The organism is Chryseobacterium indologenes (genome assembly GCF_018362995.1).
Lineage (GTDB): Bacteria > Bacteroidota > Bacteroidia > Flavobacteriales > Weeksellaceae > Chryseobacterium > Chryseobacterium indologenes_G.
This window is the reverse complement of sequence record NZ_CP074372.1, coordinates 3,311,241-3,334,340: the sequence shown is the minus strand read 5'-3', so window position 1 is coordinate 3,334,340 and position 23,100 is coordinate 3,311,241. Positions and strand designations below refer to the sequence as shown.

The following is a 23,100-nucleotide window of genomic DNA, read 5'->3' as shown; positions in this document are numbered from 1 at the left end:
TTTTTTTATTGATAATTGTATTCGTAGATGAATTTATCAGGGGTACTTGTATTGGGGTTTCCATTGATATCAAGAGATTGCCTGTCTTCTACAGAAGGATACCCTGCGGTATTAAAAGTAGTGGTATATTTATGAGAAGTTGTTCCGGTTGTGGTTCCTCCGCCTACTGTGGTGCTGGTAAACTGTCCTTTATAAGTGCTTAAGTTATTCTTTATATTTGAAAACAGCATGCTTACCCCATCGCTTTCATTTCCATTGAATATAATTTTATCAAAGCCTTTTATATTCTTAAAAGGATAGTTTTTATCCGTATAAGTGTACGTTTCCGTTTCTGTATAGTTGACAGTGTTTCCATTCACAGTTCCCGTCCCTGAGCCTATATTGCTTACCATATTTCCATTGCTGTATGTAAAAACACTGTTGATTACAGAGGATCCTGCAGCCCCGGAATTCGTTTGTTTTTTTACGTTAATTTCTGTAGTACTTGCGTAGGTATAAGTAAATGTAACCGTGTTTTGTACTGTACCGGTAAGAGAATATTCTTTGGTAATGGCAGAAGCCATACGGCCATTAGAATATCCGTATTCAACCGTGCTTTCAAGAACGTTGTTTTCGTAATGTTTAATCCCGGTGACATATTCGTCAGTATAAGTGAATTCAATTCTTTGCCCATGATTAATGTTGTTGATCATGCTGATGATTTTGGTTCCGTTGTAATTGATTTTCATTACAATACCGTCCATAGTCATTTTTGTAGGAAGAATGACGTTTTGAGTGGAAGGATCACTGTTATCAAACGGAGCATCATCACGCGTAGAAGAACACGAAAGTGTTAATAAGGCTATTGAGCCACAAAGTAGAATTTTTTTCATAGTTATAAGTTAAATCGGTCAAATATAATTTAATTTATAATATGATTTTATTTTTTTGGATTTGTTCTTAAAAATAGAAGTCCGGCAATAATAATTCCTGCTCCCATAAACTGTAAATAAGTGAGTTTTTCGCCATCTAAAATTCCCCATATAATAGCAACAATAGGCATTACTAAGGTAACTGTTGATGCAAAAAGAGGCGAGGAAACTTTCAGCAAACGGTAATTCATCATCATCGCCAGTCCCGTTCCGAAAACAGATAAAAGGCTCACAAACATAAGCCCAAGCAGATTGTCTTTGGAAAAGGTGAACTCCGAGAAGAATCCGGTGCTGGTTAATGCAATAATGGAAGGAAATAATAAAACAAATGAGAAAACAAAGGCAGATAGAATGGTGGAAGAAACTTCCATAAGCTTTGATTTTACAGTTGTTGTACTCAGAGCATAGCATAAAGTAGCCAATAATAGCAGTAAAATCGGAATCATTTTCAATTCTCCGCTGTCACCCCCTCCGAATGCAAGAATACAGACTCCGGTAAAGCTTATCAATGTAACTATGATCTGTTTTTTGGTTGTTTCAAACTTCCATACCAATGCTCCTACAATAATCACAAAAATAGGCATCATAGAGTTGATGATCCCCGCAATACTGCTGCTCACTTCGGTTTCCGCAATGGGAAAAAGGAACATTGGGATAAAATTTCCGGTAAAAGCTGCCAGAATTAACCATTTCAGATGTTTTTTAGGGAAAAGCTTATAATTGGAAATAGCAACCGGAAGTAAAATAATCCCGGCAATCAGAACCCTTAAAGATCCTACCTGAAAAGGATTAAAATGCTCCAGAGATTTTTTGATTAAAATAAAGGATGATCCCCAGATAATACTCAGGATAATCAGAAGAACCCATTTTTCTTTATCCGCGTTCATTATTTTCGTGTAAGATTTTTAGAAATTCTTTTTTAGGAATCATTTTAGCACCCAGGCTTTCGAGGTGCTCTGTATGAGATTGACAATCAATTAATTCAATAGTATTTTTATTGCTTTCTACAAAATGGATAAATCCTGCTTTGGAAGCATTACTCACTTTAGCAAACATGCTTTCCCCGCAAAAAACATTTCCAATCTGAAGTCCGTAAAAGCCACCCACAAGCTCTTCATCCTGCCACACTTCAATACTTTTGGCTAAACCATATTCATGAAGCTGGATAAAAGTATTCATCAGCTCATCAGAAAGCCATGTTCCGGACTGCCCTTTTCGGTTCGCCTTTTGACAGTTCCTGATGACTTCCCTGAAGTTTTTATTCTCTGAAAAAGTAAAAACATTTTTGTTTAATATCTTTCTCATTGATTTTGAGACTTTTAATTCTTCCGGAACAAGAACGAATCTTGGATCCGGACACCACCATAGAATTTCTTCTCCGGGGTTGTACCAGGGAAAGATACCCAGTTGATAAGCAAACCAAATGCGCTCTACAGACAAGTCACCTCCAAAAGCAACCACTCCTTCATGACCGTCATACAGCTCAGGGTCAGGAAATGAAATCTCGTTTTCGTCTAATTGAACCATGCTTAGAAAAAAAATCCCACTTCAAAAAGCAGGATTTATATTTGATCTTATATTCTTTAATTAAAAAGGTAAATCATCATCATCATCTCCGGCAAACGGATTTTCGTTTGAAACTGGAGTTGCAGATTGCTGAGACATTGCCTGAGTAGGTTCTGAAGCATTTTCAGAAACTTTCTCTACTCTCCACCCTGTAATAGAGTTGAAGTATTTAGTTTCACCTTGAGGAGAAACCCATTCTCTACCTCTGATGTTGATTCCTACTTTTACGTTTTCTCCTTCTTTAAGGTTATCTAATAAACTGATTTTATCAGACAAAAATTCTATGTTTATCGGCTGTGGATACTGTTCTTGAGTTAAAATAACCATTTCTCTTTTTTGAAACCCGCTCGCAAATGTTTGAGCATCAAAAAGTTTCTTTACCGTTCCTTGTAATTCCATATCGTAAATATTAACGATGTAAAAGTAAGAAAATGAAATGTAATAAAAGGTGCCGTGAAAAAAAAATGTAGAAATTTTAATTTTTTTTCTTGAAAAGTTTGGTAGTAAAGGAAATTGCCCTATATTTGCACTCACAAAAACGAAGCAAGCTCTTTAAAACTTACAATATAAAAAACCAGCGGATGTGGTGTAATTGGTAGCCACGCCAGACTTAGGATCTGGTGCCGTGAGGCGTGGGGGTTCGAGTCCCTTCATCCGCACTATGCGAAAATAGCTCAGCTGGTAGAGCACAACCTTGCCAAGGTTGGGGTCGCGGGTTCGAATCCCGTTTTTCGCTCCACACCATGCCCTGGTGGTGGAACTGGTAGACACGCAGGACTTAAAATCCTGTGTCCGCAAGGACGTACGGGTTCAAGTCCCGTCTGGGGTACAAGACCCTCTGTAATATCTTACGGAGGGTTTTTTGTTTTAATAGAGAGTGTTCTTTAAATAAAATTTTTATATTTGTAAGAAATATAGCCTGAATCTGTAAATTCAGATCAGCAAACCAGCGGATGTGGTGTAATTGGTAGCCACGCCAGACTTAGGATCTGGTGCCGTGAGGCGTGGGGGTTCGAGTCCCTTCATCCGCACTATTCTAAAATATTTTTAGAATCATTGAGAAGGTTGGAACCTCTGGTTCGGATCTTTTTTTTTGCCCACACCATGCCCTGGTGGTGGAACTGGTAGACACGCAGGACTTAAAATCCTGTGTCCGCAAGGACGTACGGGTTCAAGTCCCGTCTGGGGTACAAGTCCCTCTGTAATTGATTACGGAGGGATTTTTTATTTTATAACCTTTATGATATCTATCTGTTTCCTGTTTTCTTTTCCAATCTTTCCAGTCTTTCAAAAATATCTGAGAAAATATTCTTGTTGGCTGTTGAAACATATCCTACAATCTTATAATATTCTTGAATATCTTCGTTTACTGATTGATTTTCAGTTGCATGTAGTAGTGTTCCATTGCTATAAACCAGTAATTTATTAGTTGCATCTGTATTCACATCGCATTTATTCAGAAATACAACGTCTCCGTATTGATATTGTGATAATAATTGTTTTTCTGTAGTAAATTCATAGATCAAATCAACGGATGCTAATATTTTTTGCAAAATTGATGCATTGGAACCATTACTCTGTGCTATTACCTGCATTTCCTGATCATTCTGGATTGAAAGTTCCGGGAAAAGCATAAGCTGGTCCGTATTCGAAACACTTCCTAATTCATCTGTCTGTAGAGTTTCTGTCAGAAATTTATCAAGATTAAGGTTGAAATGATTGGCAACTTTCAGTATGGTTTCGATTTTTGGTTCTGCACGTCCTTCCTCATAAGAGCTTATCACCCCTCTGTTTAAATCAAATAAGTCTGCAAAAGCCTTTTGGCTTAATCCCTTCACTTGCCTTATTTTTTTAATATTACTTCCAAAGAAGCTCATGTTGTCTAAAATTTTTTGCAAATATAGTGAATGCGGATAAACGATTGATAAAAATATTTGCAATTCAAAATATACTATCTAAAAATTCCAGCCATCAGAATACAATCTGTACCCACAATATTGTATACTTCTGTATCTGTATCCAAACTTAAAGACTTCATAATTTTGTTAAGTAAGAAGAGTACTTATGGAAAAGATAATTCAACGTCAGGTACAGATTCAGTATGCCGAAGCTTATATTTCGGACATGCCGGAACTTAAAAAGATTTTCCTGCAAATGAAGGAAGTAAAGAAAGTAGACTCCAATTTCGGACTTCCTTTTGTGTTGGCGAAAAAGAAAAATGAGACCATTGCATTTGCAAGTCTTATTGTGAATGAAAAGAATGAAATCTCTTTTAAAATATATGATAAAAACAAAATGTCAGAAGCTGAAAAGAGAAACTTCTTCTCCAATACTGAAAGATATTTTAAAAATAATGACACCCCTAATTTCAGGGATCCGGAACAACTCAAAAGCAGTATCAGCAGAATGATCAGCTGGCTGAATCTTGAATAAAGCCATGATAAAATTGTACATTTACTTAAAACCGTAATGCAATGCCGAAAGATGTTCTGTACCTTAAAATAGCCAACTCTGTCACAGAGCAGATCAAAAGTGAAACCCTGCAGTTTGGAGACAGGCTGCCTTCACTGAGAAGTGCCCAGAAATTATACAATGTAAGCCTGAATACCATAAAACAGGCTTATATGGAACTTGAGAGCCGGTCTCTGGTAGAATCACGTCCTAAATACGGATATTATGTAAGCCAGACTTCCCAACGGAAGCTTGCTCTGCCGTCTGTGGCTCAAATGAAGCTTTCGGACGGGAAAAATACGCCTCAGGATCTTTTTGACAAAGTATTCGGAACGATTGCGGGTACAGATGTAACGCAGTTTGCTCTGGGAATTCCAGGAAAAAGCCTTCTTCCGGTAGCCAAGATGAAAAAATGCATGATTGATGTAGTGAAGAGGAAAAGTGACAGCGGAGTTAATTACGAGTCCGTACAGGGAAGTGAGCAGCTTCGGCGCGAAATTGCTAAGTGGTCCATGGTCATGGAAGGAAAAATTACAGAAGATGACCTGGTGATTACATCCGGAGCGATGAACGGAGTATATCATTGTCTGATGGCAGTTACTAAACCGGGAGATTGCGTAGCGGTGGAAAGTCCGGTCTACTTTGGAATCCTTCAGGCTATTCATTTATTAGGATTGAAAGCCGTAGAAATTCCTACTCATCCCATTACAGGAGTAGATCTGGATGCTTTAAAAAAAGTACTCCCCAAACTTTCTGCATGCTGTTTTGTGGTCAATTATAACAATCCGTTAGGGTTTCAGATGCCTGATGAGAACAAAAAAGAACTGGTAAGAATGCTTACTGAGCAGAATGTTCCGCTGATTGAAGATGATGTCTACGGAAATATCTATTTTGGAGCAGGAAGACCAAAACCCTGTAAATTTTATGATGAAGCAGGAATTGTAATGTGGGTAGGTTCCGTTTCAAAAACACTAGCTCCCGGTTTTAGGACAGGATGGGTGGCCCCCGGAAAGTTTAAAGATAAAATTATCCGTCAGAAGCTCGTGCAGACCGTTTCCAGTCCTTCATTATTTTCAGATATAATCTCAGATTTTCTTGCGCATGGACGGTACGATCATCATTTGAGAATGTTCAGGAAAAAACTCTACGCCAATTATCTTCAGATTCAGAAATCTGTGATTGAGTATTTTCCGGACAATACCAAAATTTCAGAACCAAAAGGCGGTTTTATGCTCTGGCTGGAGCTGGACAAGAGAATTTGTACAGAAGATCTCTATGATGTCGCTTTTGAACAGAAAATAAACTTTGCACCCGGAAGAATGTTTTCACAATATAATCAGTATCAGAACTGCATGCGTTTGAACTATGCACTGGAATGGACAGACAGGGTGGAAAGTGATCTGGAAAAACTGGGAAAAATGATAAAAAACAGAATTTAATAAATTTTATAGTGATGAATGATATTAAGAATGAAGTAAAAATTGTAGCCTATGAACCTCAGTATAAAGAAGCTTTCAAAGCTTTGAATGAAGAATGGATCAAAACATTTTTTGTGATGGAAGCCGGTGATTATAAACTGCTGGATAATCCGGAAGAACATATTTTAAATAAAGGAGGATATATTGTTTTTGCGCTGTTAAATAATGAAGCCGTTGGAACTTGTGCATTGGTGAAAAGAAAAGATAACCCCCTTACTTTTGAGCTGTCAAAGATGGCGGTAAGTCCTAAAGCTCAGGGTAAAAAAATAGGATATTTGCTGGGAGCAGCACTAGTAGATCTGGCAAAAAACCTGCATGCTGAAAAAATAGTCCTGGAAACAAACTCCGTTCTTGTTCCTGCAATAAAACTTTATGAAAAGCTGGGCTTTAAGCATGTGCCTATTGTAGATGCCGGATATGACCGTGTAGATGTGCAGATGGAGCTGAATCTGAATATATAACAAAAAAATATTAGAACTCGGATAGGAATATCCTTGTTCTAATATCAAATTTAAATCTAATTGCTTTACTGTTTTATTTCTTGATGAAAGTCTTGGTTAATGACCTTTTGCTTCCGTTGATTTTAATAAAATATACTCCTGCCGGAAGATTTCCGATATTGATTTTTTCATCGTAATATCCTCTTGAAGCCTCTAGAGTTGTAGTGGAAACAATTGATCCCTTATTATCAATGATTTCTGCTTTAATTTCCTTATCTTCAGTTTTATAATGGATTCCAATGAAGGCTGAAACAGGATTCGGATAGATTTTAAAATCCTCAACGGTTACTTTCGTCTCTTTTGCTGATAATATTTCTTTGGAACATGCCGGAATTCTGTTCACTCCGTCAATTCCCCATGAAGACTGTACCGGAATACAAAGCCAGTTCAATACCGTTGGGAAATGATCTGTTTCTCTTGTTGTTGACGTATAATCATACACCTTAAAATTGTTCACGGTATTGGCATTATACGTTGGCGAACCAGTTGCAGTCATATTATTTGCATTTTGGCTTGCATCTGCCAATGTATTTCCTGAAGTCCCGTTACATTTCCAATTGGCTAATAGTTGAGAATAATAAGGATGCGAAGATGTAATATCCTGATTAGCCCAATTCACAATCACATCATTTGGAAGTGCAGATTTCCATATTCTTACATCTTTATAAGAAGCCGCGAGATTAATTCCATAAGTATTAGTACCATCCTGATTTAAAGTTAAAGGAAGCCCGGAATCAATATTTCCGATAGTATTCATTTTAGCAAAAGTTACCGGAACACCGTCTTCGTAGAGTGTTACAAGGCCATCTCTGTCAAAGCTTGCAGCAATATGTTTCCATTTATTGGTTTCTACTTTTCCGCCTACAAGATCAATTCTATTCGTTCCGTCCCCAATATTCATCTTGAAAGTCTGCCCGGAATATCCTGAGAAAACGAATCCTTTATTTTTTCCGTTAGCCCAGTTTTTATTACTGATCATCACCGGATCACTGGAATAAGATGCATTGGGCTTTACCCAAAATTCAACCGTAAAATCCTGATTCGCTCCAAAATTAAAAGGAGTCTGGTTTGCCGGTTTTGCATACGTTCCTGCCGGAAAATTCAGTTGATTAAATGTTTTATTTGATTCAAGTACCATTTTACTGATCTGCTGTGGAGTAAACCCCGGATTGGAATACACCGTAAAAATATTTCTTTCAGAAAGATTTCCGCCACCATGAGAACTGTCTACCGCTCCATGATCTGTAGTCAAAACGACCAACCAATCTTCGTTGTTATAAGAAGGCCTGTTTTTCATAGCGGTAACAATTTCTCCGATATAAGTGTCGGTAGTTTTAATTGAAGAAACATATTGAGGAACACCTGATGAGAATCCGTAAGAATGTCCTGCGTGGTCTACATCGTCAAAATCTACAAAGAGAATATCCGGATTATCATTCTGCAAAGCCGTTACAGCAGCATTCTTTACTGCAAGATCTGTTGCCAGATTAGTCTTTACATCCGCATTCTGTACGATTTTATCATTGATTGGTGCCCAGTGAGCTAGAGAAATAGTTCTCAAATTCGGATTGTAAGTTTCTGCTCTGGTAAGAAAGTCAGGGTAATTAACGAAGTTCGGGCTTGTAAAATTATTGTCCTGAACATTGTGTTTGGTGTGCCATACTCCGGTAAGCATAGTACTCCATCCGTTTCCGCTCCAGGTAGTGGCAGCGCAAAGTCCGTCAACAGAATAGATTGACTGACTGATAAGGTTTTGGATGTTTGGAGTAGGTGTAGACATCATTACGTCTGCACGACATCCGTCAATTCCGATAAAAAGGACTTTTTTTGTCTGAGCTCCAAGAAAGCAGCTTATTACAACAGCCATTGAGAATAGTTTTGTTTTCATAGGGAAAAGAGTTTTTGAAAGTATAAAAGTTTACAAATAGTAATTTATTTTTAATTATTGTAAAATTAGTTTACTATTTGTAAATATTTATAAACTGAAAGTTAATTAATTGATAATTAAAAAGTTCTAAAAAAAAATTCTAAAATCTTCGGATTTGACAACTGTTCAAGTGATTGTACTAAATCGAGACTGTTTCAAAAAGTGTCATTCTGAACGAAATGAAATATAGTGAAGAATCTAATATTTTGAAGATTAGTAAGATTCTTCCTTCGTCAGAATGACAAAAGCCGAATTATTTAGCTTTTGTGAATCTTCTGTCAAATAATTTGACGGGGTGATAAAAAACACAAACATTTCCAATGAACTACCATGAAAACGTTTGTGCCAAGAAGTACTAAAAGTATTTTGAAAAGAGGTATTTAAAGAAGATCTTCAGCCTCAGAAATGGTATTAAGAATATAATCCGGGGAAGCCTTTTCAAGTTCAGCCTTGCTTTGAGCTCCTGACAGGACAGCAATCGTCAGTCCGCAGCCTGCATTTTTACCCTCTTCAACATCAATGACAGAATCTCCTGCCTTTAAAACCTTATGAGCTTCAGTGATATTGAATTTCTTCATCGCAAGCATGATCATTTCAGGGCTTGGACGGCTTTCCGAAACATCATCAGCAGTAATCAAGGCATCAAAATGAATACTTTCTTTCCAGTTGAGTTTATTCAAAAGCTGATGAGCGATTTCAGAAGTATATCCGGTATTTAAAACAATTTTTTTGTTTTGGGACTTCATGCTGAGCAGGAAATCTTCCGTTCCATTGATGGGTTTTACTTCAAGATTTTTATAAGATTCTTTAAGCTGATCTGAGAAATTTTCAAAAATAGCGGCAGCATCATCTTCATTTCCGTTCATTTCTTTTAAAAGACTTGTAATAGCTTCCAGTTTTTCCATTCCGGCACAGCTGGATAATACTTTTTCAAGGCTTACAACATAGCCGTAATCATTCACAGCGCTGGTAAGTGTTTTGTATACTACATTGTCCTCATCAACCGTTGTTCCGGCCATATCCAGAACTAATAATTCTATATTTTTCATTTAAATTTTAGGCGTAAATTTTTTCAATATTAAACTTTGAGAAGCCACCGCTTCCCGTCATTCCTTTTCCTCCGATACCTGTTACTATATGAATATTCGCAGATGGGCTGTGCTCGAAAATATCTTTGGTTTTGCATTGGGAATAAATTCCAAACCACCTTCTCTGGATTTCATATGTTGGAAGATCAATGATTTTCTTAGCTTCAAGAATCATAAATTCGTCAATCTCCATATTAAGATCATATCCAAGATCATCTGAATTTTTAGCGTCTGCATATTCATGAGAATCTCCTATGATCACAGAACCGTCAAGTGCTTGTTTGAATAAAATATGAACTCCGTATTTCTTTTCAAAAGAATTTTGGTCTTCTAAAGCCTTGATTTTCTGGAAAGAAGGGCACTCGCTGAATGATTCATATCTTCTCACAGAAAGCCCGGTAAGGATATTTCCCTGAAGCGAATAAATTCCTTGTGGTTTAGTCTGAAGCATCTGAAGCTTACTCACTTCCAGATCACTGTCATTGAATACTTTAGGATATAAAGTTTTGAACTCGTGTCCACCGCAGATAATGATTTTAGAAGCATTGAATGCTGTTCCGTCTGCTGCTACAGCAGTACATTTCTGATCATCTTCATGGGTTTTAAGAACTGTGGTGTTATAGAAAATCTGCAATCCCATCTTTTCCTGAAGTAGTTTATGAAGTTTTACTATCATATCTGCAGAATCTACAGAAAGTTCCTGCGGAAAAAACAGTCCTCCTTTGCAATAATCTGAACGGAGACCATCATATTTCTTGATACAGTCGCTTTTTGATAATAAAACAGATTCATAATCATTGTTTCTGTTGATTTCATAAAGTTCTTCAATCAGCTGAAGTTCTTCGTCATTGGAAGCGATATATACAGATCCGTTTTGTCTGATGGTAAGATCTGCGTGCGTGTGAAGTTCATGATAGATGGCAAGGCTTTCTCTTCCGAAATTCTGCCATTTCAGATCCATTCCGGAAGGTACTACCTGTCCGAAATTCCTCACAGTAGCGCCCTGAGGAACAGAATTTCTTTCCAGTATAGCTACCTTAAGATTTTTCTTCAGCGCATGATAAGCATGGAATGTTCCTAAAATTCCACCTCCTACAACGAGTAAATCAAATTTTATTGTCATTGTATTGTTATTTATAAAATTTTCGACGTATCGAAATTGATGAATTGATTAGAGTTTGAGTTTAAGTTTGATTTCGGCTTTGATTTGTTCCTGAAAGCCAGAAAAGCAATCACCGAAAGAATGAAAACCGTAACGGTGATGATATAATTTAAGTTGATATAAAAATGTAACCATGAAGTCTGGGCTGAGCCAAAGTTTTTATACAGAAGAATCAAAACACTTCCCAGATACCCGAATGAATCTACAATATAGATCAGAAAACCTACATTTCCTTTGATCTCAAAAGCGGCAATCATCCGGTCAAAATAAATTCCGTTAAAAGGAATATAGCAGATGTACATTCCAAAGCCGGAAACCGTCATCCATAAAAAGGGAGATAATGAACCCTGCTGAAAAAGATAAGTAGAAAGTCCTACAGTGAGAATTCCTGCGAAAAGAATATAATGATAGTAAGCAAATGCTTTTTTATTGTTTTTCACTTTCACCATAAAACTTAAGATCAAAAGGACCATCACTGCAATAGGAATCTCCGTTAAGGTAAAAATAGCGCTGTCGAAACTGAAATGCAGTCCGTCCCAGATTTCCCGGTTGAAATTATCCCTGAAATCCCTTAAAACCGTTAAGCTGATATACAGAAATATGATACACACGATCGGAACAAAAAACTGCTGGATCAGTGCTTTTCTTTCTGCACCATTCAATGGCTGTCTTTTGTTTTTAAGCAAAATATCTTCGTCCGAAGGTTGGGGAATTCTTTCAAGGAGCAGTCCGAAAAGAATCAATGGAATAATAAAGATAAGTCCTGCTGAAAACGGCATCCAGAATTCAGAAATTGAGAATGTATCCATTAAAAATTTCCCTGCCGACTTTGTAAATCCTGAAGAAACGACAAAGCTTGAGCATAAAAATAAGCCAATGATTTCTGTCGTTTTGCGTCCTTCAATATAGGAAAAAACAATTCCCCAGATCATTCCCAGCGGAATTCCGTTGATGAACATAAATATAATACTGTAAGGAGCGGGAACAGCTGCAAATCCTAACAACGCAAGTTCTGCAATGGCAATGAAAACAAACAGATAAGTAAGTCTTTTCTGAGGTTTCAGTTCGGAAATAAATTTGATTCCGATGAATTTTGATATAAAATAACCTACTGCCTGTGCAATGATAATCAAAATCTTATAATCAACTCCGAAATAGGAAAGGCCTTCGAAAGAAGCTACGGTGAAAGGCTTTCTGAAGCCGTACATGCAGAAGTAAACACCAAAAGCAGCAAAAGCGGCCTTTAGTGTTACTAATGTTTTTTTATTGATTGTTCTGGCCATGATAATGGTTTAGAAGTTCAGTTTTACTCCAAGATTGAATCGTACTCCGTAATATTCTACCTGTTCAGGGCGGTCTTCATTTTTACCAAAATGATAGATCAGAGGTTTGTTCAGAATATTGTTTACATCAGCGTATAAAGTCAGGTATTTGGTAAACTGATAAGAGCCTCCGAAGTCAAGATTGCTGTATTTACCATAATAAGAATCATTGATGTCTTCCTCGGCATACTCTACAGCATATTTCCCTTTATAGTTGTAAGCCAGTCTGGCATTAAATCCTTTTTTCTCAAAGAAAAGCTGTGCGTTATACAATTCCTTTGCCTGATAAGGAAGGGCTACCGTTCTTCCGCTTGGCTTTTCCATTTCAGAAGTCATGAATGTAGCATTCAGCTGCACTCCGAAGTACTGTAGAAACCCAGGAAGAAAATCGAATCTCTTGTTGATTCCCAGTTCAATACCTCCCAACCATGCTGCTTTTCCGTTATTTGGAGCTGTAAACTGTACTCCGTTGTTTCCATTATAATTTCCGATAAAAGAATCCTGGAAAATAGGATCTGTAATGGATTTATAGAAAACTCCTCCGCTTAAAATCCCTACGTTGGAGAAATAATATTCTCCCATCAGGTCAAAATTCAAAGAATAGGTAGGATTAAGGTTGGGATTTCCACCTTTAAACTCGTTATCTGCTTCAATATAAGTTCCTCCCGGCGTAAGATCTCCGAAATTCGGTCTTGAGAAAGTTCTTGTCGCTGCAAAACGAAGGTTGGCTTTATCGTTTAAAGTATATTTCAAATGAATCATCGGAAGAACGGCCAGGTAGTTTTTGGTATTTTCTACAGGAGTCAGTACATTATCATTCACGCTGTATCCTCTTACTTTGGTATTGGTATTGGATAATCTGATTCCGCCTAAAATCGTAATCTTATCATTCAGTTTATAGGTTGCCATCCCATAAGCATCTGCATGTTTTTCAAACACATCAAAGTTCCTACCTAATGCTTTATTGTATTCCAACGCTTCGGAATCAGCAGTATTAATTTTCAGATTTCCCTGATGATCATACCAGAACTGATTCATTCCATTGGTGGAAAGTACCGGCCCGAAAGTATTCCCGATGTGGGCATTCATTTCACTTAAATATTTCGGTCCGTTGGGCTGTGTCGTGATATATGGTGAAAAATCTGACAGTAGCGGGGCTGTTCCGTTGCTCCAGTTGTAGAAAATATCAGAAAACTTTGCATTACGCTCTTTATCTCTGTATTTAAAACCATACTTTAAAGTCAGTTTATTAGAAGCATTGATCTCATGGTTGAATGCCGCAACGATTTTATCCTTTTCTTCTACAAAAACTTTATAGAATTCAAGATCTGTAAATCTCATTTGGGAAGCATCCATCTTAAAGTTCGGATCACTGTAAAAACCAAATAAAGCATCCGGATTTTTATAATCTAATTTTCCTCCATCTGCTTTCCAGTAAGCTCTTGGGCCATTTCCATGATTGGAAATATAATCAGGATTGATGCCTACACCAGATTGGGTATACTTGATAACATAGTAAGAATTGTTCTGCTTGTCAGGGATATTTCCATACTTGAATTTGTTATCATAATAAGATAAATCCCAATCAATTTTTCCTTTATTTAATTGATGAACCGCTCCCAAAGAAACTGAAGTAAGCTCTGTGATCAGTAAATTGTGAATGTTCTGAAGTTCAACCCTTGCTGTATTATTGGCACTGCTGAACTTATCAAATCGGATTCTGTGTTTATAATGGGTTTCATCATCTGATAAAGTACCATACATTCCTTTTAAATAGAAAGTGGTTTTCGGAGATAAAACATATTCAAAAGCCGTATTGATACCGGTTGTCTTTCTTACCCCGTTATAATCACGGAGTTCCAGTCTGAAAACACCTTCGTCTCCACTTCTTCTGGCCTCGAAATTATCTGTAGACCAGTTTCTTATGAAATGAGCGAAATTGAACAAATACCCGAATTTCTTATCTTTTGTTCTTCCTCCATACAAAAATCCAAGATTGTAAACACCTTTATCTGCTTTTGCATTATATCCGCTTCCAATTGTTGCTTTGAATTCTGTCTTCATTGGCGGAGTCTTGGTGATAAAGTTTACGCCGCCACCAATTCCGTCTGCTTCCATATCAGGGGTAAAAGATTTGTTTACATGTACATACGAGATCAGTTCCGTAGGAAAGAAGTCGAAAGCTGTAGCTCTTGAAGTTGTTTCTTCCTCAGCCGTTGGAAGTCTGTTTCCATTGATGGTTGTAGAGGCCCAGAATGGCGGAAGTCCTCTCAGGGAAACAAATCTTCCTTCGCCCTGATCTCTTTCAATAGAAACTCCCTGTACACGCTGTACCGTCTCTGCTGCATTTCTGTCCGGAAGCTTTCCGATTCCGTCTGAAGCAATAACATTGGTAATGTTGATTGCATTTTTCTGAAGATTTAATGCTCTTGCTTCTGTATTTTTAAGTGTTCCTGTAACCACCACTTCATCAATATTTTTTCGGGGCTGGGAAAGTTTTATGATTCCTAAATCAACGGTTTGTTCCGGTTTCAGATCCACATTGATGTCTGTAGATTCATAACCTATATAGCTTATTTGTAAAGTATATTGTCCTTCTTTGATATCATTGATGGCAAATTTTCCCTCAATATCAGTTGTTATATTTCTGGATAAGCCTTTTATTTTGACTGTGGCCCCGGGGAGAGGCTGACTGTCGTCAAGAACAGTTCCTATAATTAACTGTTTCTGCGCTGAAACAAAAACGATGAGACAGACAAAAACAAGGGTAAGTAATTTCTCTAAATTTGTTTTCATTTTTACATATATTAAATTTTTTATGCAAATCAAGCCAATAATTTTAATATATATAAATATTTTGTATTAAGTATTATTTAACAAATAGACACTGTTTGTTACAGCTGTTTTACTTTGAAAAGTGTTGAATCTGATCTTTGAAAACAGGTCGAAACAGAGATTGACGCTGTTCACATCATGTTTTTAGTAAATATTGCTTTATAATTATGCAATGGAAATTGAACCAAAACAATGATGTTTTAGTTAATATTTCGTTCATTTAGGAAGAATCTAGAAAATCAAAAATTGCATATTTGTAAACTTTTGTATTGTCTGAAAAATTAGAAATTGAGGGATAGTGAGTAAAATGATTATTATTTTAGACGCAAAGTTTTATGATTGGAACAGTATATTTTTAAGGAAGCGAAGGCTGCGACTTTATCGCTGATGAAGCGTTGCATACACTTGGAATGAATCTATTCTCGACGTGTCGTTCTGAATGAAATGAAATGTAATGAAGAATCTCATGTTATTGAATGAAAATAAAATTCTTCCTTCGTCAGAATGACAAAAGTCGAGTAAAAACTTTCCATTAAATTTACTATTAAGCAGTATAAAAATAAAGAACAAGCATCACACAGCTTTCATCACTGATGCTTACAGGAACGTGAGGAAATTTTCCGTTGAAATACAAAGAATCACCCTCTTTTAAGATGACTTCTTCATTATCAATCACATATTTCACTTCTCCTTTCAGAATATATTTGAATTCCCAGGCATCCGTAATGACCTTTTCCCTTTTAGAATTGGGCTCAAGAGTTAGTAGAACGGCTTCAAACCCTAAAGAATGAAGACTCTTGCTGAAGATGTGCATATACTTGAATCCTTCAGCTTCTACTTCTTTTTCAATGACTTGCTGGCTTTCTTTCGGAACATAAATGAATTTGGCGTTGGATTTTTTCTCAACTCCTTCGAAAAAATAGCTGGCATCTATTTCAAGAGACTGAATCAGATCTAATAAAACAGGAAGCGATGGAATCGTTCTGCCATTTTCAATCCTGGAAACAAGCCCGTTGCTTACATTTGCTTTGAAAGCAAGATCATTAATGGTTAAATTATTCTTTTTTCTAATATCCTTTAATCTCTTGCCGATACCTATTAAAAAATCGTTCATACGCTGTACAATTTAACCTGAATTATTTTTTCATCATTCTATTAAAAACAAAGGTAATATTATTCTATAGAGTTTAGGTACAGGAGAGAATCAATTCATTGAAAATTATTATTTGTTACTTGACTCTCTGAGATTCTTCACTTTTTCTCCCCCAAGAAAATTTCCCTATTTTTGTAAAACTCCTTATTTCATCTATGAAAAAAATTATTCTTATCGAAGACGAAACCAGTGTAGTATCTTTCATTAAAAAGGGACTTCAGGAAAATGGATATGAGATTTCTGTAGCTTTTGACGGGCGTACAGGAGTACAGCTGGTGCAGGCTAACGATTTTGATCTGGTAATTTTAGACATTATGCTTCCGGAAATGAATGGTCTGGATGTATGTAAAGAAATAAGAAAAACCAATCAGAGCGTTCCGATTTTGTTTTTAACGGCATTGGGAACTTCAGAAAATATCGTTCTCGGACTGGAAAGCGGTGGAGATGACTATCTGGTGAAACCTTTCAAATTTATTGAACTGGTGGCGCGTGTGAAGTCTTTGCTAAGAAGAAGTAACAACAATGGCCCGCAGGAAATCGCTGAACCGGAGCCGGATAATGAACATGTTTTTCAGTTTTCGGATCTGATGGTGAATGATTATACAAAGAAAGTAACCCGCGCGGGAGAAGATATTTCTCTTACTTCTACAGAATATAAACTCCTGTTGTATTTTCTGAATAATCCTGAAAAAGTAATTTCAAGAGCAGAAATCCTGGATGCGGTCTGGGGAGTAAACTATGAGCTGGGAACTAATGTGGTAGATGTATATGTCAATTATTTAAGGAAAAAACTGGATAGCCAGGATGATAATAAGTTGATTCATACCGTGATAGGAATGGGGTATGTGTTGAAAAAAACGTGATAGATGTTTAATAAAGTCATTACAAATCAGACTAAAACGATGGTGCTTTTGATGTTGGTTTTTACAGCCATCATATTGTTGTTCAGTGGTTTGGTGTACTTTTCTATCGTTAATTTTTCGCATCAGAGGTTTTATGAGCTGCTGAAGATCAGAACAGCTACCATTGTTCAGATTGAGAAAAGCAAAGACCATCTCGACCTTCCGGAAAACTATGTGCTTAACAGCTTGAATGAAGAGGAACTTCCAATGGAAAAAGACTATGTCTTTGCCGTTCCTACCGATTCCAATTTCAAAAAAATATCCCAGGAAGTTCATATTCCGGATTATTTCTTTAAAAATATTATCAGAGAAGGAGAATCCAATTATAATGATGAAGAATTTTATTATATAGGACAGAGCTTCAGATATGATGATAAAGATTATATCGCAATCGCTTCTGCCAAAAACCATTATGTGGTTTATTATCTCGGATTTTTAAAAAGAACACTGATTACGTGTATCGTACTTTCATTATTCTTTAGTATGATCTTCTCTTTTTATCTGTCCAAAACGTTATTCAGACCCATTTTAAAAATTACAGGAAAAGTAAAGGAAATCAGTTCTGAAAATCTTCATTTAAGACTGGAATCACAGCCTGATAATAAGGAACTCAATGAATTGGTAGATACCTTCAATGATATGCTCAACCGTATTGAAACTTCTTTCGAGACCCAGAATCACCTGATTGGAAATGTTTCCCACGAATTGAGAACGCCTCTTACATCCATCATGGGAGAAGCCGATGTTGCCCTTTCCATCAGCCGAACTGCCGACGAGTACAAAGAAACTCTTGGAATTATTCTGGATGAAGCCGAAAAACTGGATAAAAAGATCAAAGCATTATTAATGATTGCCCAAACCGGATTCGACGGAAAGATCCAGAAAATGGATAAGGTGAGAATTGATCAGCTTCTTTGGGATGTTATTGAAACTCTTAGGAGAATTGATTCCCGAAACAATATCTATCTGGATATCAGTATGCTTCCTGATAATCCTAAAAAACTGAAAGTTCAGGGGAACGAACAGTTATTACATCTTGCAGTAGCGAATATCATCAGTAATGGGTGCAAATATTCTAATTTCCAGCAGGTAAAAGTTTCTTTGGGAGCCACCAATACAGATGTCTACATTATTGTAAAAGACAATGGGATCGGAATTCCGGAAGTAGAAATGAATAAAATCTACGACCCGTTCTTCAGAGCTTCTAATACGAACAACTATGAAGGCTACGGAATTGGGCTTCCGCTTGCGAGAAATATCGTAAGAATGCACCATGGTGAACTAATTGTAAGTTCGCATGAGAATCAGGGAACAACCGTACAGATGAAGTTCCCGAATTTCTATAGTATGCAGAAAGGAGAAGAAATAAACAAATAAGAATCTCTATTCTGGTTTTTTACTCATTTTTAATTTGTTTTATTCTGAAAAACAGATGCTTGTCTCCTTTTTTTTGATTTTAATCTATCCTATATTAAGCCCTCTTAACAATTTTCTAATCTCATTTTAATCTCTTTAATCACATTTTAATTCCATTCCAAAGATCTTCTAATTTGGTCGTTCTAGTTTTGTATCATCAAAAAAGATAAACACAATACAAAATAATAAGAACATGACTAAAACAATTTTAATTGCAACAGATTACTCTCTTGAGTCATTGAATATATTGAAAAAAGTACTTAAAGAGAAAGATGCATCAGAAGACCAGAACCAATATAATATTCTTCTGACTTCCGGATATGATGCCGGAGATTCTATCAGAGACCTTTTGTTTAGTACCAAAACATCAGTTTTTAATAAAATCAGGCCTGCAGAATTCTGTGATGCTTTTGGAATTATCAGTAATAAATATCCTCATCTGGTTAACAAAATCACCTGTGATGTCTTTACGGGAAGTTTCCAAAGAACATTCAACCAATATGTAAAGGCAGAAAATATTGAAGAGGCTTATTATTCTCCGTCTATTAAGAGTAAAGGAAAAGGGAAGTTTGATCTGATTCCTTACATCAAAAAATGCAAAGAGCTGCAATCCCATGAAATTACCGTTGAAGTAAGAGAAAGACTTCCGGAAAGAGGAAGGCTGGCAGAGATCTTTGTAGAGGTCTAAATAAAACACAATTTAAAAAAATAAAAAATGTTAAGAAATTATAGTAACAGCAGGACACTGGGAGACAATATCAGGTTGGGGACGCTGACTGCCTTTACGGCGGGTACTATAAACATTGCTTCCCTATTGATATTTCTCTCTTTTACATCGAACGTAACGGGACACTACGCTATTTTAGCGGCAGAAATAAGTAAAGGAAACTGGACACAGGTAGCTGTGGTAGGCGGATGGATCTTTTTATTCTTCTTCGGAAGCTTCCTGTCTAACTTTATTGTGATCAACTTTAACAAGAAAAGTAAATATTTTGCCCATTCTATGCCCATTGTGCTGGAAATCATATGTCTTTTGTTTGTAGGAGTGTACGGACAGTTTTATTACCAGAAAACATTAGAAGAAACAGAATATTTAGTAGCATTGATGCTTTTTGCCACCGGACTGCAAAACGGTCTTACCGCAAGTATCTCCAACTTCTCTGTGAAAACGACCCACCTTACCGGAACAACCACCGATTTAGGAATTCTGGTATCTATGTTTACGCAGAAAAAATACAGAAAAAATGGAGAGCTTATTGGCAGAGCAAAACTTCTGATGAGTATTATGCTTGCTTACGTAATGGGAGCGGTATTCTCAGGATTGACCTATTACTACCTTGAGTTCAGGGTATTCTATGTGATCAGTATATGTTTGTTGATTGTAATCGGGTATGATGCCTATAAAATCCATATCCGTCATTTCAACACGAAGTACAGATACAGCAGGATTTATAAAAAACCGAATCTCTTTGCTTACCTGTACGATAAAATCCATGGAATTCCTAAAAGAGAGAAGAAAAGAAAGCTTGTCTTTGAGGATTAAAATATAAAACACACTATTAATTTTTTTGTATAAACTAGCTGTAAGTGCCCTTATTTTATTATAGAATAGGGGCATTTTTCTTAAAAATTAACTTAAATCTCTCTGAATGTCTTGTTTTTGTCCTGTTTTTCATGGCTGCTGAAATGAAAATTTCCGGATTCAAGCAATTAACTTGCTAACGCCCTTCATTACAAACATTAAAAAAATTGATTGGGGATAAACAGGCAAAAATGTTGATAATTAAATATTAAATCACGGTTTTGGTATTTTAATTCCCGTTTCCATTGACTATTTTTGTAAGTTGATTTACGTTTTTATGTCAGATATTATTCAGCTTTTACCGGATCATGTAGCCAACCAAATTGCAGCGGGAGAGGTGGTGCAGCGGCCTGCATCCATCGTGAAAGAACTTTTGGAAAATGCTATTGATGCAGATGCAACGAAAATTGAACTGATCATCAGAGATGCCGGTAAAAACCTTATTCAGGTGGTAGACGACGGAAAAGGAATGTCCGAAACAGATGCCCGTATGGCATTTGAAAGACATGCTACCTCCAAAATCAAAGGAACAGAAGATATCTTTAAAATTGCTACAAAAGGTTTCCGTGGTGAAGCACTGGCCTCTATTGCAGCGGTTTCTCAGGTGGAGCTCAGAACGAAGCAGAAAGACACATCTATCGGTACCAACATTTATATTGAAGGTGGAGTTTTCCAGTTTCAGGACCCGGTTCAGACCGCAGACGGATCAAATTTTTTAGTAAAAAATCTTTTTTATAACGTTCCTGCAAGAAGGAAGTTTTTAAAAAATAATAATATTGAATTCAGACACGTAATTGATGAATTTCAGCGTGTTGCATTGGCTCATGAGAATCTGGAGTTTTCCCTTTTCCATGATGATGAAGCTGTTTTCAGATTGAGAAAAGGAAGTCAGATGCAGCGTATTGTAGATGTTTTCGGAAGAAAGCTTCAGCCGCTTTTAATTCCTATCAAAGAAGATATTATCTGGTGTAAGCTTCATGGGTTTGTTGCTAAACCTGAAGGAGCCAAGAAAGCAAGAGGAGAGCAGTTTCTTTTTGTGAACGGGAGGTATTTCAGAAGCCCATACTTCAATAAAGCAGTACAGGAAGCTTTTGAAGGATTGCTTCAGCCGGGATATGTGCCTTCGTTTTTTCTTTTTCTGGAGCTTGATCCGGAGAAAATAGATGTCAATATTCATCCACAGAAAACCGAGGTGAAATTTGAAGATGAACATCTTATTTTTGCTTTGCTCCGCTCAACCATTAAAAGATCTTTAGGAATTTATAATGTTTCTCCAAGCCTTGATTTCGACAGAGACCCTGAATTGGATGAAATGATGAATAAACCTATTCCAAGCAAAGGAAATAGCGGTGGAAGTGGTTTTGTGAAAATGCCGGAAATCATCGTAGATAAAGATTATAACCCGTTCCTTGAAGAAAGAAATGTAGTGCATCCGGAAGAAATTCAGAATCTTACGGAAATGTATCATCAGAATATTACTGCTGAGCCTTCAAAGATCAATTTATTTGAAGACGAAGATTTTGATGAAGATCTGATGAGACTTCCGAACGGTTACTGGCTTTTCAATAAAGGAGATGTGACATTGATGCTGGATCTTGGAAGAATGCACAGGCTATTGGTTTCTGAAGGAAATAAATCTACCAGAAAATCAAACACAAACAGCCACGCCCTTCTTTTCTCTCTGGAATATCATATGAATGAAATTGAGAAGGCAAAATACAACTCGATCAAAAAATATCTTCCGGAATTAGGGTTTGACATGAAAATTGCTCATGAAAGTGTACTTCGAATAGATTCACTTCCTGAAGGCTTGAAAGAAACCCAGGCAATGCAATTCCTGGAAAACCTTTTTGAAATCCTGGAATACAAGACAGAAGAAGAATTTTTGCAGTATTACCATAATCAATGGAACAAAATGCAGTCGAAGTCAAGATTTGACTTTATTTATAAAAAAGATGCGGAACAGCTGATCAAAGACTTTACGGCATTAGGCTTCCCGGAATTTTTACCGGATGGCAAAAGATGCTATTACGAAGTTCCGTTTAATGACTTCAAAAATAAATTTTAAAAAATTATGTTTAACAATATACCGCCGATTACAAGAAATATTATTATCATCAATGTTATAGTATTTATTGTTACTTATTTCATGGGTAATCAGATGATTGGTTATCTCGCGGGATTTTATCCGTTCTCACCTTTTTTCCATTCATGGCAGGTTATTACCCATATGTTCATGCACGGAAGTATCATGCATATTTTATTTAATATGATGACTCTTTTTAGTTTTGGGCCCATTCTGGAGCAGACATTAGGAGACAAAAAGTATCTGATTTTATATTTTGCAAGCGGTTTAGGAGCCTTTTTCCTTTTTAATTTGTGGAATTTTGTTGAAGTTCAGCAGCTTTCCCGCGAGTTAGAGCAGCTTGGGTTTAATGTAAATGCATATTTGTCTGGTGCCAGTGTTGAGTTTACTGGGAATACAGATTCTATTCTTAAACAAAAAGAATTACTGGAAAGTTTCAAAGGTATTGTAGCCACGCCTATGGTAGGTGCTTCCGGTGCTATTTTCGGCGTCGTAGCTGCATTTGCAACATTATATCCTGATTCTAAAATTGGAATCATGTTTATTCCGGTACCTATAAAAGTAAAATACCTTTTGCCTATTATTGTTGTTGTTTCAGTATATCTTGGGCTTTCAGGGAATGGAGGCGGTATTGCTCACCTTGCCCACGTAGGTGGAGCTTTAGTAGGTTGGCTGTTGGCACTCAACTGGAAAAAACATTTGTACCGCTTCAATTAAAATA

20 protein-coding genes and 5 tRNA genes are annotated in these 23,100 nt (G+C 36.6%); 14 read left to right on the top strand and 11 right to left on the bottom strand.

The window, feature by feature from the left end; all coding sequences use genetic code 11:
* Positions 1-5 precede the first annotated feature (5 nt).
* Genes DYR29_RS15045 through DYR29_RS15030 form a run of 4 tightly spaced genes read right to left on the bottom strand, consistent with a single transcriptional unit; the run spans position 6 to position 2,876 of the window.
* Positions 6-872 carry a hypothetical protein gene (locus tag DYR29_RS15045; protein ID WP_213277506.1) on the bottom strand — a complete coding sequence of 289 codons (867 nt, stop codon included), beginning with the start codon at positions 870-872 and terminating at the stop codon, positions 6-8.
* Positions 873-919: 47 nt separating this feature from the next.
* Complete coding sequence (locus tag DYR29_RS15040) at positions 920-1,798, bottom strand: DMT family transporter (RefSeq protein ID WP_213277505.1); 879 nt, start codon at positions 1,796-1,798, stop codon at positions 920-922.
* Entirely contained in the window at positions 1,785-2,438 is a 654-nt protein-coding gene (gene aat / locus DYR29_RS15035) for a leucyl/phenylalanyl-tRNA--protein transferase (RefSeq protein WP_213277504.1), read from the bottom strand. Before aat ends, DYR29_RS15040 begins: the two co-directional genes overlap by 14 nt.
* A 60-nt stretch (positions 2,439-2,498) precedes the next feature.
* Entirely contained in the window at positions 2,499-2,876 is a 378-nt protein-coding gene (locus tag DYR29_RS15030) for a DUF3127 domain-containing protein (RefSeq protein WP_047380715.1), read from the bottom strand.
* A gap of 178 nt (positions 2,877-3,054) precedes the next feature.
* Between DYR29_RS15030 and DYR29_RS15025 the strand changes: the two genes are divergently transcribed.
* The 5 genes from DYR29_RS15025 (at position 3,055) to DYR29_RS15005 (ending at position 3,667) form a co-directional block, all read left to right on the top strand.
* Positions 3,055-3,136: transfer RNA gene (locus DYR29_RS15025), tRNA-Leu, on the top strand.
* A 4-nt stretch (positions 3,137-3,140) separates the two neighbouring features.
* Positions 3,141-3,216: transfer RNA gene (locus DYR29_RS15020), tRNA-Gly, on the top strand.
* Between the two features lie 6 nt (positions 3,217-3,222).
* Positions 3,223-3,306, top strand: a tRNA-Leu gene (locus DYR29_RS15015).
* Positions 3,307-3,426: 120 nt separating this feature from the next.
* Positions 3,427-3,508 (top strand) — tRNA-Leu (locus DYR29_RS15010).
* A gap of 75 nt (positions 3,509-3,583) precedes the next feature.
* Positions 3,584-3,667, top strand: a tRNA-Leu gene (locus tag DYR29_RS15005).
* 57 nt (positions 3,668-3,724) lie between these two features.
* Here the strand turns inward: DYR29_RS15005 and DYR29_RS15000 are convergent.
* The gene (locus DYR29_RS15000) at positions 3,725-4,315 is read right to left on the bottom strand and encodes a helix-turn-helix domain-containing protein (RefSeq protein WP_249413510.1); all 591 of its coding nucleotides are present in this window, start codon (positions 4,313-4,315) and stop codon (positions 3,725-3,727) included.
* Positions 4,316-4,541: 226 nt separating this feature from the next.
* Between DYR29_RS15000 and DYR29_RS14995 the strand changes: the two genes are divergently transcribed.
* From DYR29_RS14995 to DYR29_RS14985, 3 genes are read left to right on the top strand one after another with little or no spacing between them, the layout of a single operon-like run.
* A complete protein-coding gene (locus DYR29_RS14995) occupies positions 4,542-4,910 on the top strand; it encodes a hypothetical protein (protein ID WP_213277502.1) in 369 nt (122 codons plus the stop codon).
* A gap of 41 nt (positions 4,911-4,951) precedes the next feature.
* On the top strand, positions 4,952-6,367 hold the full coding sequence (locus DYR29_RS14990) for a PLP-dependent aminotransferase family protein (protein ID WP_213277501.1): 1,416 nt from the start codon (positions 4,952-4,954) through the stop codon (positions 6,365-6,367).
* 14 nt (positions 6,368-6,381) lie between these two features.
* On the top strand, positions 6,382-6,867 hold the full coding sequence (locus DYR29_RS14985) for a GNAT family N-acetyltransferase (protein ID WP_213277500.1): 486 nt from the start codon (positions 6,382-6,384) through the stop codon (positions 6,865-6,867).
* Between the two features lie 73 nt (positions 6,868-6,940).
* Here DYR29_RS14985 and DYR29_RS14980 read toward each other — a convergent pair whose 3' ends face one another.
* The 6 genes from DYR29_RS14980 to DYR29_RS14955 all read right to left on the bottom strand — a co-directional run bounded on the left by DYR29_RS14980 (position 6,941) and on the right by DYR29_RS14955 (position 16,354).
* Positions 6,941-8,794, bottom strand: coding sequence for a LamG-like jellyroll fold domain-containing protein (locus tag DYR29_RS14980; RefSeq protein WP_213277499.1), 1,854 nt, complete (start codon positions 8,792-8,794; stop codon positions 6,941-6,943).
* Between the two features lie 419 nt (positions 8,795-9,213).
* Positions 9,214-9,882 carry an HAD-IA family hydrolase gene (locus tag DYR29_RS14975; protein WP_213277498.1) on the bottom strand — a complete coding sequence of 223 codons (669 nt, stop codon included), beginning with the start codon at positions 9,880-9,882 and terminating at the stop codon, positions 9,214-9,216.
* A 7-nt stretch (positions 9,883-9,889) separates the two neighbouring features.
* On the bottom strand, positions 9,890-11,044 hold the full coding sequence (locus tag DYR29_RS14970) for a TIGR03364 family FAD-dependent oxidoreductase (RefSeq protein WP_213277497.1): 1,155 nt from the start codon (positions 11,042-11,044) through the stop codon (positions 9,890-9,892).
* Positions 11,045-11,055: 11 nt separating this feature from the next.
* Entirely contained in the window at positions 11,056-12,366 is a 1,311-nt protein-coding gene (locus tag DYR29_RS14965; RefSeq protein ID WP_213277496.1) for a DUF5690 family protein, read from the bottom strand.
* 9 nt (positions 12,367-12,375) lie between these two features.
* Positions 12,376-15,201 carry a TonB-dependent receptor gene (locus DYR29_RS14960; RefSeq protein WP_213277495.1) on the bottom strand — a complete coding sequence of 942 codons (2,826 nt, stop codon included), beginning with the start codon at positions 15,199-15,201 and terminating at the stop codon, positions 12,376-12,378.
* A gap of 583 nt (positions 15,202-15,784) precedes the next feature.
* A complete protein-coding gene (locus DYR29_RS14955) occupies positions 15,785-16,354 on the bottom strand; it encodes a helix-turn-helix domain-containing protein (protein WP_047426317.1) in 570 nt (189 codons plus the stop codon).
* Between the two features lie 194 nt (positions 16,355-16,548).
* Between DYR29_RS14955 and DYR29_RS14950 the strand changes: the two genes are divergently transcribed.
* The 6 genes from DYR29_RS14950 (at position 16,549) to DYR29_RS14925 (ending at position 23,096) form a co-directional block, all read left to right on the top strand.
* Positions 16,549-17,256, top strand: a complete 708-nt coding sequence (locus tag DYR29_RS14950; RefSeq protein ID WP_047377977.1) for a response regulator transcription factor — start codon at positions 16,549-16,551, stop codon at positions 17,254-17,256.
* 3 nt (positions 17,257-17,259) lie between these two features.
* Positions 17,260-18,672 (top strand): sensor histidine kinase, encoded by a 1,413-nt coding sequence (locus DYR29_RS14945; protein WP_213277494.1) that lies wholly within the window; start codon positions 17,260-17,262, stop codon positions 18,670-18,672.
* Between the two features lie 232 nt (positions 18,673-18,904).
* Positions 18,905-19,399, top strand: a complete 495-nt coding sequence (locus DYR29_RS14940) for a hypothetical protein (RefSeq protein ID WP_213277493.1) — start codon at positions 18,905-18,907, stop codon at positions 19,397-19,399.
* 27 nt (positions 19,400-19,426) lie between these two features.
* On the top strand, positions 19,427-20,254 hold the full coding sequence (locus DYR29_RS14935; RefSeq protein WP_142717528.1) for a YoaK family protein: 828 nt from the start codon (positions 19,427-19,429) through the stop codon (positions 20,252-20,254).
* 316 nt (positions 20,255-20,570) lie between these two features.
* Positions 20,571-22,361 carry a DNA mismatch repair endonuclease MutL gene (mutL, locus tag DYR29_RS14930; RefSeq protein ID WP_213277492.1) on the top strand — a complete coding sequence of 597 codons (1,791 nt, stop codon included), beginning with the start codon at positions 20,571-20,573 and terminating at the stop codon, positions 22,359-22,361.
* Positions 22,362-22,367: 6 nt separating this feature from the next.
* Entirely contained in the window at positions 22,368-23,096 is a 729-nt protein-coding gene (locus DYR29_RS14925) for a rhomboid family intramembrane serine protease (protein ID WP_213277491.1), read from the top strand.
* Positions 23,097-23,100 lie beyond the last annotated feature (4 nt).